This is a genomic window from Enterobacter cloacae complex sp. AR_0002 (assembly GCF_001922365.1).
Taxonomy (GTDB): domain Bacteria; phylum Pseudomonadota; class Gammaproteobacteria; order Enterobacterales; family Enterobacteriaceae; genus Enterobacter; species Enterobacter hormaechei_C.
The window spans coordinates 1,394,491-1,410,360 of record NZ_CP018814.1 but is presented as its reverse complement, the minus strand read 5'-3'; the positions used below and the strand labels follow the sequence as shown (position 1 = coordinate 1,410,360).

The window sequence follows — 15,870 nt, the reverse complement described above, 5'->3', positions numbered from 1 at the left end:
CGGGCCCCACTTTGTTTTGCAATTGTCGTTTTACCGACGCGTTATTTATCGACTGATGCGCCGGAGTGGGTTGACATCTGCTCGGCGGACTTCAGATGCTGCTCAACGACCGGCGTGTGCTCGTTGGCCAGAGCCTTCACATCCGGATCGTCGATTTTACTGGCGTCGCTCTTAAGCTTCGACAGCACCTTCTCGTGGTCCTTCACGCCAGCATATTCCATATACATTTTGTCAAAAGCGTCACCACGCTGGTTTTCCAGCCTTGAGTTCAGGGCTTTATGCGCGGCGTCTGGTTCGGTCGGCAGCTCCACGCCCTTTTTCTGGGCAACGGTCTGGACTTTGGTCAGCGCGGCGCCGTGATCGTCGACCATTTTCTGAGCGAATATTTTCACTTCACTGCTTTGGGCCTTGTCCAGGGCGAGCCTGGCGGCGGCGACTTCGTTGATATTGGCCTGCGCCATGTCCTTCAACGCTTTCTCGTCGCCGGAGCTGAGTTTGGCGTCCGGTTGAGCCTTGCCCGCAGTTTGAGTTTGTGCGGCGCTTGTCGTCTGGGCTTGTACGCCAACGGTGCTGAACATTGCTGCAACTGCTGATACGGCTAGCAGCCTTTTCAGGGTTTTACTCGTGTGCATATTGTTCTCCTGATGGTCATGGTACAGGTAAGTTTCGGTTGCTTCAGGCGCAACCGGACAGATAAATGCTCACTACAAGGGTCAGTATAGTAGATGAAACTGCTGCACCCGCTGTTCAGGTCAGTGATGGCTGGTCGTGATGCTCAATCCTTCTACAATATTGATACGGATCATTTACATATTTGGTGCTAATGTTAAATATATAGATTCATCAACAGGAGGAATGATATGAAAAAAGCACTATTAGGGAGTGTATTGGCTTTAACAGTAGCAAGCTTCGGCGCATCTGCGGCAGATATGATTTCCAAGGATGAAGCGCACCACTTCAAACTTGAATACCTTGGTAATGTATCTGTAGGGGCTTCAGGTGGACAAATTTCTTCACCTTCAGATCTTCATCAAAAACTCTCAAAACTGGCAGACGAGAAGGGCGGGAAATACTACGTCATTATCGCTGCCCGCGAGCATGGCCCTAACTTCCAGGCCGTCGCAGAAGTCTTTAAATAATTTTCTCGAATACCACAAAAACCCGCTTCTGGCGGGTTTTTTGCTTACAGACAGCCAAAAAAATGCCCCTGATGCGGGGCGAGTTTAAGTCAAAACTTTTCTTATGTTTATGTGCTCTAAGGCTTTGGGACAATAACAGCTTGTTCAAATAATGCAACATAAATGCATGTTTAAATGTGACGGCTCCATCAGGCTGCTCATCTCAAGGTTAATGCAGCATACGTAACGCAGATAGTCTACGCTTTACATAGGGTTATGGTTAAAACCATTTAGAGAATGGATACAGTTAACGGTCGTAAGAGGTAAAGATGAAAGTTGACGCACTGACACAAAAAGCAGAGGAAGAGATTTCAGCGCTTATAGCCAAAAAAATTGCAGAGTTACGAAAAAAAACAGGGCAGGAAGTTTCTGAAATAGAGTTTATCGCTCGTGAGGCCATGACGGGCCTCGAGGGGTATGAAGTAAAAATCAAACTCCTGTAAGCGTTTCTTCCTGAAATGGTCGCTCAATTCTTGCCGCAAAAGAGAACCGGGCGTGATGCCCGGTTGTATTATGGATAATCATCGTCTTTATGAGCGAATAAATGTCAGTATATCGGCGTTTATGGTATCTGCATGCGTGGTATGCATCCCATGCGGGAAGCCTGGATAAATTTTGAGTTCGCTGTTTGCGAGCAGCTTATCCTGTAGAAGGGCGGCATTTTTATAGGGGACGACCTGATCGTCATCACCCTGCAACACAAGGACGGGAACCGTAATGGCTTTAAGATCGTCCGTCTGGTCGGTCTCTGAAAACGCCTTAATGCCTTCATAGTGGGCTTTGGCGCTACCGATCATTCCCTGACGCCACCAGTTCTGGATTGTGCCCTGCGAAACCTCTGCTCCGTCTCGGTTAAATCCATAGAAAGGACCGCTGGCGACGTCGAGGTAAAACTGGGCGCGGTTAGCGGCCAGCGCCTGGCGGAAGCCGTCAAACACCTCAATGGGCGTTCCGCCGGGGTTCGTGTCTGATTTTACCATCAGCGGAGGAACGGCGCTGACCAGTACCGCTTTGGCCACCCGCCCCTGAGGCTGGCCGTACTTCGCAACGTATCTGGCGACCTGGCCTCCGCCGGTGGAGTGGCCGACGTGCACTGCATTACGCAAATCAAGGCTTTCGACCACGGCCGAGGCGTCGGAGGCATAATGATCCATATCATGACCTTCACTTACCTGATCGGAACGACCATGACCACGACGGTCGAGGGCGATGACGCGGAAGCCTTCTGCAAGGAAAAAGAGCATCTGGTTATCCCAGTCATCGGCGCTCAGCGGCCAGCCGTGATGGAAAACGATCGGCTGCGCATCCTTCGGACCACAGTCTTTGTAATAAATACTGACACCATCTTTCGTTGTTACGAATGCCATATTTCAGACTCCTCTGCTAATGGCAAAAACGTGTGAAGGCTAAGTAAATAGCCCAGCATTTAGGGACGTAATAAAACTGACTTATATTAATCTTATTACTGATATATCCGCTTAAAGTGTAGAAGGGTTCCTGAAAACAGTTATAGATTAAATTTGTATGGTCATTATTTATTTTTAAACGAAATATCCCCTAAACCAGCCGGGGCACTGTGTTATTTTTCTCGCGTGGTGAATCCCCCTGTGCGGAGGGGCTAAACAGCACGTGTAGCTTAGGCAATCAGTAGCGGGTCAAGGTGGCTGACCAACGACTCACCGGGAGGCACCCGGCACCACACATACGTTAAAGCTTGTATCTCGCTGAATTTATTAGGGAAGGTATACGAAGTTGGGCTTTTTGGCTGGAGCAGTGCTGGCAACCTGGTTGTCTTTAACCTACCCGACGCAAATGAGAGCTGTTTTTGAACAACTGGTTACGATAGTGCAGCAAATCACGCAGCCTTCATCAGAGTCTCATTCTGATATGGTCACACCGGAACAGTCATATCCTTGATTGTTATATTTACGATGAACGTTACCCATCTTAATAGTTAACCTGTGCTTATTTTTCTGATGGGCTTGTTATTGGCCGGGCAGAGGTTACCGCCACCCGGCCTGACGGTCTTAAACGATCGCGTTAGGGCACGCTTCGCCCTTATCAAGCTGCTGTAAATTCCCCAGCGTGGTTTCCGATATACTAATCAGCGCTTCGGCGGTCAGAAACGCCTGGTGGCCGGTGAACAACACGTTGTGGCAGGCCGACAGGCGACGGAACACGTCATCCTGAATCACGTCGTTAGATTTATCCTCAAAGAACAGGTCGCGTTCGTTCTCATACACGTCCATACCCAACGCGCCAATTTTTTGCGTTTTCAGCGCTTCGATAGCGGCCTGAGAGTCGATCAGTCCACCGCGGCTGGTATTGATGATCATCACGCCGTCTTTCATCTGGTCGAACGCCGACTGGTTAAGCAGGTGATAGTTTTCCGGGGTCAACGGACAGTGCAGGGAGATAACATCAGACTGCGAGAAGAGCGTTTTCAGATCGACATACTCCACGCCCAGCTCCAGCGCAGCGGCGCTAGGGTACGGATCAAACGCCAGCAGGCGCATGCCAAATCCTTTCAGGATGCGAAGGGCGGCCACACCAATTTTGCCGGTACCGATCACGCCTGCGGTTTTACCATACATGGTAAAGCCGGTCAGCCCTTCCAGAGAGAAGTTAGCATCACGGGTACGCTGATAGGCACGGTGAATACGACGGTTGAGCGACATCATCATCCCGACGGCATGTTCAGCCACGGCTTCCGGAGAATAGGCTGGGACGCGAACGACCTTCAGACCCAGCTCTTTGGCGGCATCGAGATCGACGTTGTTAAAGCCCGCGCAGCGCAGGGCAATGTATTTCACGCCCTGTTTTTTCAACTCTTCCAGCACCGGTCGGCTACCGTCGTCGTTAACGAAGATACACACGCCTTCGCAGCCGTGAGCGGTTTTAGCCGTCTTTTCTGTCAGCAGAAAGTCGAAAAATTCAAGATCGAAACCGTACGTCTCGTTAACATGTTGCAGATACTTTTTGTCGTACTGCTTTGTGCTGTATACCGCGAGTTTCATAAGACTTTCTCCAGTGATTTTGGAACCACGTTAGCATGTTTAAAATTATCTTACAATTTTTCAAAATTCATTGAAATCAATAAGTTCTATGAATTATTGTAGAGCATCTACTCTTAAAAATGGCATTACCTTCAACTGACTGGCTAAACATGCGACAATGAGCGGCAAGTACGGCTTATTTTTTTCGCAAAATCAGGATATTAACTGCCCATGAAGGGTAAATACAAAGCCGCAATCGCGCTATTACTGCTGCTATTACTCGTGCCGCTGACGCTGCTGATGACGCTCGCCCAGTGGGTACCCACGCTCGCCGGGATCTGGCTCCCTGTTGGAACGCGCATCGCGTTTGAAGAAAGCCCACGGCTCACGCGCCACGCCCTGATCGTCCCCGATCTCCGCTATCTGGTAGAAGAGTGCGAAATTGCCCGCGTGGAAAACGTGACCCTGTCACACCCCAGCCGTTGGGATCTGGATATTGGCGCACTTGAACTTAATTCTGTCTGCCTGAGCAAATTACCGCAGTCAGCGTCCTCAACGGTGGCGCCGAAAACGCTGGCGCAGTGGCAGGCCATCCTGCCCAACACCTGGCTGACCATCCACCGCTTTACCCTTTCTCCCTGGCAGCAGTGGGAGGGTGAGCTGCATGCTTCACTCACGCCAGCCCGCCAGGACATCACTTATAACGGCGAGCAGGTGAGCATTAAGGGGCAGTTGCGCGGCCAGACGCTCTCCATCAGCCAGTTCGATGTGCAACTGCCGGATCAGCCGCAGCCCGTGAAGCTGATCGGTGAATTTACCCTGCCGTTGGTACCGGACGGCGTGCCGGTGAAAGGGCATACGGTCGCGACCTTTAACGTGCCACAGTTATCCTCGCTGGTCGATGCCGATCTGGACTGGGAGGACAATCAGGGCCAGCTGGTAGTCATGGCGCGGGACAACCCCGATCCACTGCTCGATTTACCGTGGCAGATCGCCGCTCAGCAGTTAACCGTCAGCGACGGACGCTGGAACTGGTCAGCCTCCGGTATGCCGATGAGCGGTCGCGTCGGGCTGAAAGTGGATAACTGGCAGCAGGGGCTAGAGAAAGCCACCTTCACAGGGCGGCTCAATGTGCTGACCCAGGGGGATGCGGGGAAGGGCAACGCGGTGCTGAATATCGGTCCCGGCTCGCTCAGTATGGAAAACAGCGCTATGCCGCTGCACCTGAGCGGGGAAGCCAAGCAAAACGATCTGATCCTGTATGCCAGACTCCCGGCGAAGCTGACCGGCAGCCTTTACGATCCGCAGCTTACGTTTGAACCCGGCGCATTATTGCGCTCGCGCGGGCGCATCATCGACTCGCTGGATATCGATGAGATCCGCTGGCCGCTGGCAGGCGTGAAGCTCACGCAGAAGGGCGTGGACGGCCGCCTGCAAGCCATTCTGCGGGCGCATGAAAACGAGATGGGCGATTTTGAGCTGCATCTGGACGGCCAGGCTAACGACTTTTTACCGGACAACGGTTTGTGGCAGTGGCGCTACTGGGGTAAAGGGAATTTCACGCCGATGAATGCGCGCTGGGATGTCCGGGGAACCGGGGAGTGGCGCGACAACGTTATCGAACTGACCGATCTTTCCACGGGGTTCGACAAATTGCAGTACGGTACGATGCTGGTCAGCAAGCCGCGCCTGGTGCTGGATCACCCGGTGCGCTGGTCGCGGGACCCGGATAACCCCACCTTTAGCGGCGCGCTCGCGCTCAATGCCGGGCAAACAAGCTTCTCGGGCGGAAGCGTGCTGCCGCCGTCCGTTTTGACCTTCAGCGTTGACGGGACAGACCCGACGGTGTTCCAGTTTAAAGGGAACCTGCATGCGGACGACATCGGCCCGGTCCAGGTGAATGGACGCTGGGATGGCGAACGCCTTCGCGGTCAGGCCTGGTGGCCAAAACAGTCTCTTACGGTGTTCCAGCCGCTGATCCCGCCAGACTGGAAACTGACCCTGCGCGGCGGCGAAATGTACGCACAGGTGGCTTTCTCAGCGGCCTCCGATCAGGGGTTTGAGGCCGGGGGGCACGGGGTGCTGAAAGCGGGCAGCGCGTGGATGCCGGATAACGAAATCAACGGCGTTGATTTTGTTCTGCCGTTCCGCTTAAGCCAGGGTACCTGGTCGCTGGGCACGCGCGGGCCGGTAACGTTACGAATCGACGAGGTAAAAAACCTGGTCACAGCCCGAAATATCACCGCGGATCTCCAGGGCGATTATCCCTGGACCGAAGCGAACCCGCTCCTGCTCACCAACGTGAAGGTGGAAGCGCTCGGCGGGAAAATCACCATGCAGCAGTTGAGAATGCCGCAGCACGATCCGGCTTTACTACGCGTGGATAATATTTCCTCCAGCGAACTGATAAGCGCGGTGAATCCGAAGCAGTTTGCCATGTCCGGCCCGGTGAGCGGCGCGCTGCCGTTCTGGCTGGACAATGAAAAATGGATCATTAAAGATGGCTGGCTGACCAACCCGGGGCCGATGACGCTGCGCATCGACCAGGACACGGCGGATGCCATTGTGAAAGACAACGTGGTTGCCGGGGCGGCGATCAACTGGCTCCGCTATATGGAAATTTCGCAGTCGTGGACAAAACTCAATGTGGATAATCTGGGTGTGTTAACCATGCAGGCGGCCATTAAAGGCACCAGCCGCGTCGAGGGCAAAAGCAGTTTCGTAAACCTGAATTACACCCATGAAGAGAACATTTTTACCCTCTGGCGCAGCCTGCGCTTTGGGGACAATCTGCAAACATGGTTTGAGCAACATGCGGCGATACCCCTTCTCCGCGGTTCGACAGGCAAGGAAAGTGAGGAACAACAATGAAAAAGAGGGCTGGTGTACTCACCGTGGCCGTCGTCGCGCTGCTGTCAGGCTGCACGCCGCGCATTGAAGTGGCGGCGCCCAAAGAGCCGATCACTATCAACATGAACGTGAAAATTGAGCATGAAATCCATATCAAGGTGGATAAAGACGTTGAAGCCCTGCTGAAATCCCGCAGCGATCTGTTCTGAGGATGCCATGAAACGATTAGCTCTGATGTTACTGGCGCTGGGGATGAACGTTCACGCCGCCACGCTTACGCTCAACGATGCACGTGCCCAGGGGCGCGTAGGGGAAACCCTGAGCGGCTATCTTGCGCCCGTTCAGCACGACGCTGAAACCCTGGCGCTGGTGAGCCGTATCAACGCCGCACGCACGGAAAGTTACCAGCAGTTAGCTGACAGCAATAATTTGCCCGTCGACGAGGTGGCGAAAATGGCGGGACAAAAGCTGGTGGCGCGCGCCCAGCCGGGTGAATACGTGAAGGGGATTAACGGCAAGTGGCTAAAAAAGTAACTAGCGGTAACGCTTACGGTATTCGCCCGGCGAAACCCCGAAACGCTGCTTAAAGGCGGTGGAAAAATGGCTATGGTCGGTAAAGCCCCGGCTGTAGCCAATGCCCGCGAGCTTTTCGTCATCGCTGATGGAACGCAGCGCCTGAGCGCATAAATCGAGGCGACGGTTCTTAATATACTGCGCCACCACCAGCCCTTTCCCGGCAAACATGCGGTACAAGCTCCGCACGGACATGCCGCTCTCTGAGGCTATCCACTCCGGTCTTAACGCCTCCGACTGAATATGATCATCAATCAGGGACAGAACGTGGCGGAACTGACGCTCCTTGCGCGGCAGCACCTCGTGTTGCTGCTGGAAGGCCGGACGCAGCAGACACACCATCGCCTCCAGCGCCGCTTCGCTTTCGCTGGCGCTGAGATCGGCATTGCCCATGCTCTCCTGTAGCAGCCGGTAGCTCAGCTGTACGGTAGGCAGACTGCGGGAGAGGGGCAGCGCGCACCTCACTTCCTGAAAACGCGCGTGTTGCTCAATGATTTGTCGCGGGAGCAGCAGCGAAATCTGGCGGGAACGCTCCTGCCAGTAAATGGAGCACGGGCGGGAGGCGTCAATCAGCGTGATATCCCCGGCTTTCAGCATCGCGCGCTGGTTGTTCTGTTCGATTCCGGCGCTGCCTTCCAGCTGAAACACGGTGTAGAACCAGGCGTCGTTGCCGTTTTTGATCTCCTGACGGGTGCGAAAAAGGTTAACGCCTGCGGCGGTCACCGTGCTCAGCTTCAGACTTTGGGTATAGCTGGTTTCCAGTTCGCCGAGAAACGCCCCCTCTAACGGACGTGCCGCAAAGCGCCCACAAACCTGGTTAATTTGCGCCAGCCACTGCTGAAAATTGTCCTGTTCGCTTGCACACGCCATTGATGTTCTCGCTGCACCGTCACTGTTTTCGCATTGTTGCATTTATGTTGCATTTTGTCAGGGCTACGAGGCTGACTATAGGAAAGAACACTCAACGGTTACAGCAATATAAGCGGGAATTATCACGATTTGCGGAGCCTGTCACAGCTGACAAAGCGAATGTCACACAGACAAAAGCAGGAATGCGATTCCCCTCTTAGACTGCATACACACCCTGCGAAGCATAACGAAGGAGTATCCTATGTCCGAATCACACGTCGCCATCCTGCCAGGCGTGCAGCAGTTTTTAGATCGCCAGCACGGCCTGTGGATTGAAGGGCGTCAGGCGGCATCCGACAGCGAAAAGCGCCTGAACGTCTACAACCCGGCGACCGGAGAGGTTATTGCCTCCACCGCCGATGCCAGCGTCGATGATGTCGATCGTGCGGTGATGTCTGGCTGGCGCGCCTTTGTCGCCCGAAGCTGGGCAGGGCGTCTGCCGGCAGAGCGGGAACGCATCCTGCTGCGGTTTGCCGATTTGGTGGAACAGCATGGCGAAGAGCTGGCACAGCTCGAAACCCTGGAGCAGGGGAAATCCATTAACATCTCCCGCGCCTTCGAGGTGGGATGCACCCTGAACTGGATGCGCTACACGGCAGGGCTGACCACCAAAATTGCCGGTAAAACCCTCGATCTCTCGATTCCACTGCCGCAGGGCGCGCGTTATCAGGCGTGGACGCGTAAAGAGCCGGTGGGAGTCGTGGCGGGGATTGTGCCGTGGAACTTCCCGCTGATGATTGGCATGTGGAAAGTAATGCCCGCGCTGGCGGCAGGTTGCTCCATCGTGATCAAACCCTCGGAAACCACGCCGCTCACCCTGTTACGGGTGGCGGAACTGGCGAGCGAGGCGGGGATCCCGGATGGCGTGTTCAACGTGGTGACCGGTAGTGGCGCCGTCTGTGGCGCGGCGCTAACCTCGCACCCGCGCATTGCCAAAGTAAGCTTTACCGGTTCGACGGCGACGGGCAAGCAGATTGCCCGCGTGGCTGCGGATACGCTAACGGGCGTGACGCTGGAGCTGGGCGGCAAAAACCCGGCCATCGTGCTGAAAGACGCCGATCCGGCGTGGGTAATTGAAGGGCTGATGACCGGCAGCTTCCTGAATCAGGGGCAGGTCTGCGCGGCCAGCTCGCGTATTTATATTGAGGCTCCGCTGTTCGACACGCTGGTCAGCGGCTTTGAACAGGCCGTGAAATCTCTGAGCGTCGGGCCGGGCATGTCGCCGGATGCGTTTATCAACCCGCTGGTGTCGCGCGCCCATTGCGATAAGGTTCAGGCGTTCCTGGATGAGGCGAAGGCGCACAATGCGGAGCTGATCGCCGGGAACCGGGGGCCAGACGGCAAAGGCTATTACGTTTCGCCAACGCTGGTGGTCAACCCGGATAATCATCTGCGACTGACGCGTGAAGAGGTCTTCGGGCCGGTGGTGAACCTGGTTCGTGTGGACGACGGGGAAGAGGCGCTTCAGCTGGCGAACGACACTGAATACGGCTTAACGGCCAGCGTCTGGACGCAGAATATCAGTAAAGCGCTAGCGTATACCGACAGGTTACAGGCAGGAACCGTGTGGGTGAACAGCCACACGCTGATAGACGCCAACCTGCCGTTCGGCGGCATGAAGCAGTCTGGCACCGGGCGCGATTTCGGTCCCGACTGGCTGGATGGCTGGTGTGAAACCAAGTCGGTGTGTGTGCGGTATTAATAAAACGCCGGGTAAGGCGAAGCCGGCACCCGGCATTATTTAACGCGACCACCTATCCCGCCCGGACTCCTTCGCCCTGTACAGCGCCGCATCGGCGCGGGCGATGATTTCCGGGCCGGCCAGTCCTGGGGTATAGCCGGCAATGCCCATACTCACCGTCACACATTCACTCACCTTCGACGCGCTGTGCGCAATGGCTGCGGTGCGCAGGCCAGCCTGGATCCGCGCGGCGACTTTCTCAGCAACGCTTTCTTCACAGTCAAAGAGGATCACCACAAACTCCTCACCACCGTAGCGCGAAACCACATCCTCTGGCGTGCGCACCGAGGTGTTCAGCACCTCTGCCACCCTCGCGAGACACGCGTCTCCTGCCTGGTGACCATAGGTGTCGTTATACAGTTTGAAGTAGTCGACATCCAGCATCAGCACCGCGAAGCGTTTGCCTTGCTCCACGGCGTTTTCCAGCACCAGCTCCATCGCCCGCCGGTTGGCCGTTTTCGTCAGCGGATCCTGATGGGCCAGCGCATCCAGCCGCGAAATTAAACGCTGATTCTGCTGGTTGCGACGCCACGCCTCTTCAAACCAACTCAACAGGATATAGCGCCCGCACACGAGAATGAAGGTGAACACCACCCACAGCCCGGCGAAGCGATAATTAATTTCCTGATTCAGCAGCATGCTGGCAACGGGCAGGCTTATCCATAGCGGAACGGTGAAGCAGAGCAGTGCCACCGGGTGAAAATAGAGCGCGGTCATACCGGCCATCAGCAGGGTAACGAATATAGGCCAGGGATGCGGAAGATGTAACACGTTGATAAACCAGTAACAACTTATCGACCACAGCAGACTGCACATAAACAAAACGGCGCTGACGCCGCGGATGTGGCGCCAGGCCATGATCACCAGCGCCACGGAAAGGATCACCACGCCCAGCATGGAGGCGTCTATCATCTGCCGCAGAGGCGGGCTGATGTGCAGGAGGGCATCGATATGGCCGAACAGCGAATTGCGCAGCAGGACCATAAGGGCAAAGCTGGCATTCACAAAGGCGAGCCACGGCAGGTTCACGGCCAGCCCGTGAACAACCATTGATTTACGGGTAGGCCATGTCGCGGGTTCGGGTGTGGCTGGATGTCTTTTTTCCATTGAAGAGAATTTTCCTTGAGCGGGCGGAACCTCCGCCCGCGAGTGCTGCCTTTACGGGGTCACAATGTTAAACCAGAATTCAAATTTATCCATGTAACCGAGCATGGCATCGAGTTTTGCGGCATCGCCGGTCACTTTGATATCGCCATTATCCTGCGCCTGTCTAAGCGTCACTTCTTTCAGGATGATTTTATTCAGCGTATCGCGGTTGAGGGTCACGGTCGCGTCAGCGTCTTTCGCTTCGGCGTTCGCCGTGTGGTTCAGCACGCCATTTTCCAGTTCCAGCTTGTATTTACCGCCGTCGCTGCCGAGGTCGATGTTAAACACCGATTTTGCATCCGCCGCTTTTTCACCGTTAATGTGCACCGCCAGATAGTCAAAGAACATTTCTGGCGTCATCGCGCGCACGGTGTCCGGGCTGGCGGTGTTCGGGGTCGGTCCTTTCACCACGCCGTTACGCAGCTCCTGGGCGCCGGTCAGGTAGAAGTTACGCCACGGGCCTGATTCAGCCTGATAACCCAGCTGCTCCAGCGCATCCGCTTCCAGGTTTCGCGCGGCCTGATTATTTGGATCGGCAAAGACCACTTTGCTGACCACCTGAGCCACCCAGCGGTAGTTCCCCTGGTCAAAATCGGTTTTAGCTTTGCTCAGGATGGCATCCGCGCCTCCCATATACTCCACAAATTTCTTCGCGGCTTCTTCAGGCGGCAGTTCATCCAGGGTCGCGGGGTTGCCGTCAAACCAGCCTAAATAGAGCACGTAGGTGGCTTTGACGTCATGGCTGACTGAACCGTAATAGCCTCGGTTGGCCCAGGTATTGGCCAGGGAGTTCGGCAGCTTGAAGTTGGCGGCGATCTCGTCACGCGTCAGCCCTTCATTCGCCATGCGCAGGGTCTGGTCGTTAATGTAGCGATACAGGTCGCGCTGGCTTTTCAGCAGGTTAACCACATTCTCGTTGCCCCAGGTCGGCCAGTGGTGCTGCGCCATGATAACTTCGGCCTTATCACCCCAGCGTACAATTGCCTGGTTGATGTATTTCGACCATGGCAGCGGTTCACGAATTTTCGCACCGCGCAGGGAGTAGGTGTTGTGAAGGGTATGGGTGACATCTTCCGCAGACTCGATCAGCTTTTTCTCTTCGATATACCAGAGCATCTCAGAAGGCGCTTCCGATCCCGGCGCGAGCATAAAATCATAGGTCAGGCCGTCGATCACCTCTTTCTGACCATCTTTCTCGATGATATTGGTCGGTGCGATCAGGGTCACCGTCCCGGCGGAGGTGGTGGTGCCGAGACCCGCGCCGACCTGGCCCTTCGCATCCGGCTTCAGCAGGTTGCCGTACATATAGCTGGCGCGGCGGCTCATGACGTTACCCGCCATGATATTCTCCGCGACGGCGGCCTCCATAAATCCGGCGGGCGCGTAGACTTTCACCTTGCCGGACTTCACATCTGCTTCATCCACCACGCCGCGCACGCCGCCATAGTGGTCAACGTGGCTGTGGGTGTAAATAACGGCGACCACAGGCTTGTTACCGCGATTTTTATAGTAAAGATCCATCCCGACTTTGGCCGTTTCTGCCGACACCAGCGGGTCGACCACGGTAATGCCTTCTTTACCTTCAATAATAGTCATGTTTGACAGGTCGAGGTTACGGATCTGGTAGACGCCTTCGGTCACTTCAAACAGACCGCTGATGTTGATCAGCTGGGACTGACGCCATAAGCTCGGGTTAACCGAGTCGGGCGCCTTATCGCCTTCTTTGATAAAAGCGTACTGCTGAGGATCCCAGACGGTGTTGCCTTGCTCCCCTTTGATAATTTCCTGAGGCAGCGGGGCAATAAACCCTTTGTGGGCGTTGGTAAAATCGGTGTTATCGGAGAAAGGAAGCTGGTTGAAGAGTGCGTTGTTGGCCTGTTGCGTTGCTGCGCTGGCATCCTTAGGTGCTTCTGCGGCCCAGGCGGAACTGGTAGAAATAAAACATCCCGCCAGCGCGAGACTCCTGACGGTCTCATTGATTCTCATCCTAAAACCTCTCAGTAAACTGTGACGTTGTTTGTGGAGACTTCGAATCCTGGTGAAAGTGTGTCAAGAAATGCAAAAGGATTAAGCGAGGTAACAATAACTATAATCGGGGAGAGTAATTCAGCAAGTAAGCGGATGAAAAACCGGGCATTACGCCCGGTCGGTGGGTTATTTCTGCTCTTTTTTCTTGCCGAGCGTTGGCGTCTCGTCAAAGAAATTCCACGGCTTGAGCAACGTGTGCACCCATTCCGTCGGCATTATTGGCCACTCCTCGGCACGGGCGACATGGGTGGTGCCGGTGGTCATCCAGATGACGTTATCCTGGTCGTTCAGCGACTCGTTATCTTTGCTGTACTGGCCGAGGCCGGTATCGTGCGTGGAACGGTTCGGGTATTTTCCCTCCGGGTACATCTCGTCGGGATGGTAACGCGTTACCCACAGCTGTTTATCCATAAAGCTCAGGCGGTGATAAATCCACTCGTCCGGGGCAAACTTCGCGCCGGACGCTACCGGGTGTGTACCGCCCGCGTAAGGGATGATCTGATATGAGACCGGGTTGCCCATGCGGTTCTCTTTGCTGGTATTGCTCAGCAGGCGGATGGTGCCCGGGTCAAACTTCTGCGCCGCCTGCTGTTCGGTATCAATATCATACTGATTAACCTGCATGGTGCTGGTGCGCGGTCCGCCAGCAGTGTTCGGTTTGACGTCCGGATCCATGGCCACCAGCTTGTTGTTGATGCCGTCCACGTCCATATCCAGACGGAAGTTGTAGATGTGCTGGTGGGTGGTACCGACAATATTATGGTCGATCAGCGTTCCGTATCGGGTGTCATCCTTCGCGGTGGCATCATGCATGGTTTTCGTCTGCACGCCTTTCACCGCTTCAATGCCCGTAGCCCCTGCATCAATGCCGATAGTGCCGTTTTCGTGGAATACCCAGTCGAAGATGTAATCGTAGTTACCCACGGTGCTGACCCAGCGCACCACCAGCTCGCGGCGTTCGGTGCTGACGTTGGGTTTTCCTAATTCCTGATGCTTATATTCCGGCCCGGCGTAACGCTCGAAAATGGCGATCGCCCGGGGGATCTCCATTGGCGCGCCGGTGTAATCCGGGATGGTTTCGTTGAGCATCACGGCGTTAGACGGAACATCCTTGCCGCGCACGAGCGGGGAGGTCAGGGTACCCATGCCGTAATCGCCGGAGTCCAGGTAGGCTTTAAAGTACCAGCCGATATCCGGGTCGCCGTACGGCACAATCATGCCGCCGAGCGACCCCTGATACATCACCTGTCGCTTTTTGCCGTTGTCGTTATAGGTCACGGTGGAGATTATCGGGCCGACGCGTGAGTCCAGGCTCAGATGAAAATCCCAGTTCTGCCAGTGCACCCTATCCCCGGTGATGGTGTAGTTCTTGCCTTCCGGCTCGATAATCTCCAGCGGTTTTTTCACCGTTTCAACGCGGTCACGGCCATCATAAGGGCGCGGCGTGAGCGGCACCGGCACGACCGGGCCTTCCTCAATCTTCTGGATTTTCTTCTGCTCGAGATCCACCACCGCAACCAGGTTTTCGATCGGGTGCGCCCAGTAGTTACCGTCGCCCACGTCGAGATAGCTGATCACTTTCAGCAGGCGGTCTTCCTGTTTCAGCCCATCCTTGCCGTCAAAAAAGCCGACGGTAAGCGGGGTGGTGATCACTTTCTTCGGGTCGGTAATGCCGCGCTTTTTCAGCACGGCGGCAAACTCCGGGCTTTCATTGATGATCTGCTGCACGGTATTGAAGTCATCCAGCAGCACCATGCCGTGCGCGTCTTTGATCGGCTCCCAGCGGAGGATCTTTTTCTCCTTCAGATCCACCCGGCTTTCGATGATGTGTTTACCATCAAGCATGATGATATTGGCCTGGCGGGGCGCATCCACCGCCGTGCCGTTAAGCACAAAGTCCCAGACTTTGGCCTTTTCTGGCTCCGCCAGCGCAATCTGGGTAAAGCGGGTATTGGGTTTAAAATCCGCTGAGGCTTTCACGATTGCTACGGCCTGGTTGATTTCATCAGCCGTCAGCGCGTTTAACGGGTGGGGGCTTTTTTCAACCTGGAATGTCTGATCAAGACCGGACTGAAAGACATCGTTGATAAAGGTCTCCGGGATATACGCCTTATTGTTCTTCATCACCACGGGCACCTGGAGCGTCAGCGGTTTGCCGTTAACGATGGCGGTATTTGCGCCGGGTTTGACCTTCACAAAGGCACCGTCTTTGACGATGGTGAACATCTGGGCGTAATCATCCCACTGCACGTCCGCGCCAAACGCCTGAAGCGTTTTGTCCATCGGGACCATATGCGCCTCGCTGCCGTGAGCGTAAACAGGGGATTGCCAGGCGCAACAGAGCGCAACGGCCATGGCCAGTGCCGTTCTACGGGCAGAAAAAGAAGAATTGCTTCCCATCGCAGACCTCATCTTGTTGTGTTTATTGTGTAGTGTCAGCGTTATCCTG

13 protein-coding genes are annotated in these 15,870 nt (G+C 55.2%); 6 read left to right on the top strand and 7 right to left on the bottom strand.

The genetic code is table 11. From position 1 onward, the window contains the following. Positions 1 to 41: 41 nt before the first annotated feature. On the bottom strand, positions 42 to 632 hold the full coding sequence (locus AM329_RS06890; protein WP_032609112.1) for a DUF4142 domain-containing protein: 591 nt from the start codon (positions 630 to 632) through the stop codon (positions 42 to 44). Positions 633 to 860: 228 nt separating this feature from the next. Here AM329_RS06890 and AM329_RS06885 point away from each other — a divergent pair, with 228 nt between their 5' ends. Beyond that, the gene (locus AM329_RS06885) at positions 861 to 1,139 is read left to right on the top strand and encodes a DUF1471 domain-containing protein (protein ID WP_003857380.1); all 279 of its coding nucleotides are present in this window, start codon (positions 861 to 863) and stop codon (positions 1,137 to 1,139) included. A gap of 308 nt (positions 1,140 to 1,447) precedes the next feature. Further along, positions 1,448 to 1,621: a GnsA/GnsB family addiction module toxin gene (locus tag AM329_RS06880; RefSeq protein WP_003857379.1), complete on the top strand. Its 174-nt coding sequence runs from the start codon at positions 1,448 to 1,450 to the stop codon at positions 1,619 to 1,621. Between the two features lie 87 nt (positions 1,622 to 1,708). Here AM329_RS06880 and AM329_RS06875 read toward each other — a convergent pair whose 3' ends face one another. After that, positions 1,709 to 2,545 (bottom strand): alpha/beta fold hydrolase, encoded by an 837-nt coding sequence (locus tag AM329_RS06875; protein ID WP_032609113.1) that lies wholly within the window; start codon positions 2,543 to 2,545, stop codon positions 1,709 to 1,711. 660 nt (positions 2,546 to 3,205) lie between these two features. Then, positions 3,206 to 4,195: a 2-hydroxyacid dehydrogenase gene (locus AM329_RS06870; protein WP_003857375.1), complete on the bottom strand. Its 990-nt coding sequence runs from the start codon at positions 4,193 to 4,195 to the stop codon at positions 3,206 to 3,208. Between the two features lie 210 nt (positions 4,196 to 4,405). On the opposite strand from AM329_RS06870, the gene AM329_RS06865 reads away from it, so the two are divergent. Genes AM329_RS06865 through AM329_RS06855 form a run of 3 tightly spaced genes read left to right on the top strand, consistent with a single transcriptional unit; the run spans position 4,406 to position 7,558 of the window. Next, positions 4,406 to 7,045: a YdbH family protein gene (locus AM329_RS06865; protein WP_032609116.1), complete on the top strand. Its 2,640-nt coding sequence runs from the start codon at positions 4,406 to 4,408 to the stop codon at positions 7,043 to 7,045. Continuing rightward, positions 7,042 to 7,233: a YnbE family lipoprotein gene (locus tag AM329_RS06860; protein ID WP_003857369.1), complete on the top strand. Its 192-nt coding sequence runs from the start codon at positions 7,042 to 7,044 to the stop codon at positions 7,231 to 7,233. Before AM329_RS06865 ends, AM329_RS06860 begins: the two co-directional genes overlap by 4 nt. Positions 7,234 to 7,240: 7 nt before the next feature. Further along, entirely contained in the window at positions 7,241 to 7,558 is a 318-nt protein-coding gene (locus AM329_RS06855) for a YdbL family protein (protein ID WP_022651144.1), read from the top strand. On the opposite strand, the gene feaR is transcribed toward AM329_RS06855, so the two are convergent. Further along, on the bottom strand, positions 7,559 to 8,467 hold the full coding sequence (gene feaR / locus AM329_RS06850; RefSeq protein WP_032609118.1) for a transcriptional regulator FeaR: 909 nt from the start codon (positions 8,465 to 8,467) through the stop codon (positions 7,559 to 7,561). A 241-nt stretch (positions 8,468 to 8,708) separates the two neighbouring features. On the opposite strand from feaR, the gene AM329_RS06845 reads away from it, so the two are divergent. Continuing rightward, complete coding sequence (locus AM329_RS06845; protein WP_022651146.1) at positions 8,709 to 10,208, top strand: aldehyde dehydrogenase family protein; 1,500 nt, start codon at positions 8,709 to 8,711, stop codon at positions 10,206 to 10,208. A 39-nt stretch (positions 10,209 to 10,247) separates the two neighbouring features. On the opposite strand, the gene AM329_RS06840 is transcribed toward AM329_RS06845, so the two are convergent. From AM329_RS06840 to tynA, 3 genes are all read right to left on the bottom strand, one after another. Next, positions 10,248 to 11,354 carry a GGDEF domain-containing protein gene (locus AM329_RS06840; RefSeq protein WP_032609119.1) on the bottom strand — a complete coding sequence of 369 codons (1,107 nt, stop codon included), beginning with the start codon at positions 11,352 to 11,354 and terminating at the stop codon, positions 10,248 to 10,250. Positions 11,355 to 11,405: 51 nt separating this feature from the next. Further along, positions 11,406 to 13,379: an alkyl/aryl-sulfatase gene (locus AM329_RS06835; protein WP_032609120.1), complete on the bottom strand. Its 1,974-nt coding sequence runs from the start codon at positions 13,377 to 13,379 to the stop codon at positions 11,406 to 11,408. A 168-nt stretch (positions 13,380 to 13,547) separates the two neighbouring features. Continuing rightward, on the bottom strand, positions 13,548 to 15,821 hold the full coding sequence (gene tynA, locus AM329_RS06830; RefSeq protein WP_032609121.1) for a primary-amine oxidase: 2,274 nt from the start codon (positions 15,819 to 15,821) through the stop codon (positions 13,548 to 13,550). Positions 15,822 to 15,870 lie beyond the last annotated feature (49 nt).

What these genes read in the sequence shown, in the direction of transcription:
- AM329_RS06890 (WP_032609112.1), bottom strand. Translation starts at nt 632, where the DNA reads ATGCACACGAGTAAAACCCTGAAAAGGCTGCTAGCCGTATCAGCAGTT.
- AM329_RS06885 (WP_003857380.1), top strand. Translation starts at nt 861, where the DNA reads ATGAAAAAAGCACTATTAGGGAGTGTATTGGCTTTAACAGTAGCAAGC.
- AM329_RS06880 (WP_003857379.1), top strand. Translation starts at nt 1,448, where the DNA reads ATGAAAGTTGACGCACTGACACAAAAAGCAGAGGAAGAGATTTCAGCG.
- AM329_RS06875 (WP_032609113.1), bottom strand. Translation starts at nt 2,545, where the DNA reads ATGGCATTCGTAACAACGAAAGATGGTGTCAGTATTTATTACAAAGAC.
- AM329_RS06870 (WP_003857375.1), bottom strand. Translation starts at nt 4,195, where the DNA reads ATGAAACTCGCGGTATACAGCACAAAGCAGTACGACAAAAAGTATCTG.
- AM329_RS06865 (WP_032609116.1), top strand. Translation starts at nt 4,406, where the DNA reads ATGAAGGGTAAATACAAAGCCGCAATCGCGCTATTACTGCTGCTATTA.
- AM329_RS06860 (WP_003857369.1), top strand. Translation starts at nt 7,042, where the DNA reads ATGAAAAAGAGGGCTGGTGTACTCACCGTGGCCGTCGTCGCGCTGCTG.
- AM329_RS06855 (WP_022651144.1), top strand. Translation starts at nt 7,241, where the DNA reads ATGAAACGATTAGCTCTGATGTTACTGGCGCTGGGGATGAACGTTCAC.
- feaR (WP_032609118.1), bottom strand. Translation starts at nt 8,467, where the DNA reads ATGGCGTGTGCAAGCGAACAGGACAATTTTCAGCAGTGGCTGGCGCAA.
- AM329_RS06845 (WP_022651146.1), top strand. Translation starts at nt 8,709, where the DNA reads ATGTCCGAATCACACGTCGCCATCCTGCCAGGCGTGCAGCAGTTTTTA.
- AM329_RS06840 (WP_032609119.1), bottom strand. Translation starts at nt 11,354, where the DNA reads ATGGAAAAAAGACATCCAGCCACACCCGAACCCGCGACATGGCCTACC.
- AM329_RS06835 (WP_032609120.1), bottom strand. Translation starts at nt 13,379, where the DNA reads ATGAGAATCAATGAGACCGTCAGGAGTCTCGCGCTGGCGGGATGTTTT.
- tynA (WP_032609121.1), bottom strand. Translation starts at nt 15,821, where the DNA reads ATGGGAAGCAATTCTTCTTTTTCTGCCCGTAGAACGGCACTGGCCATG.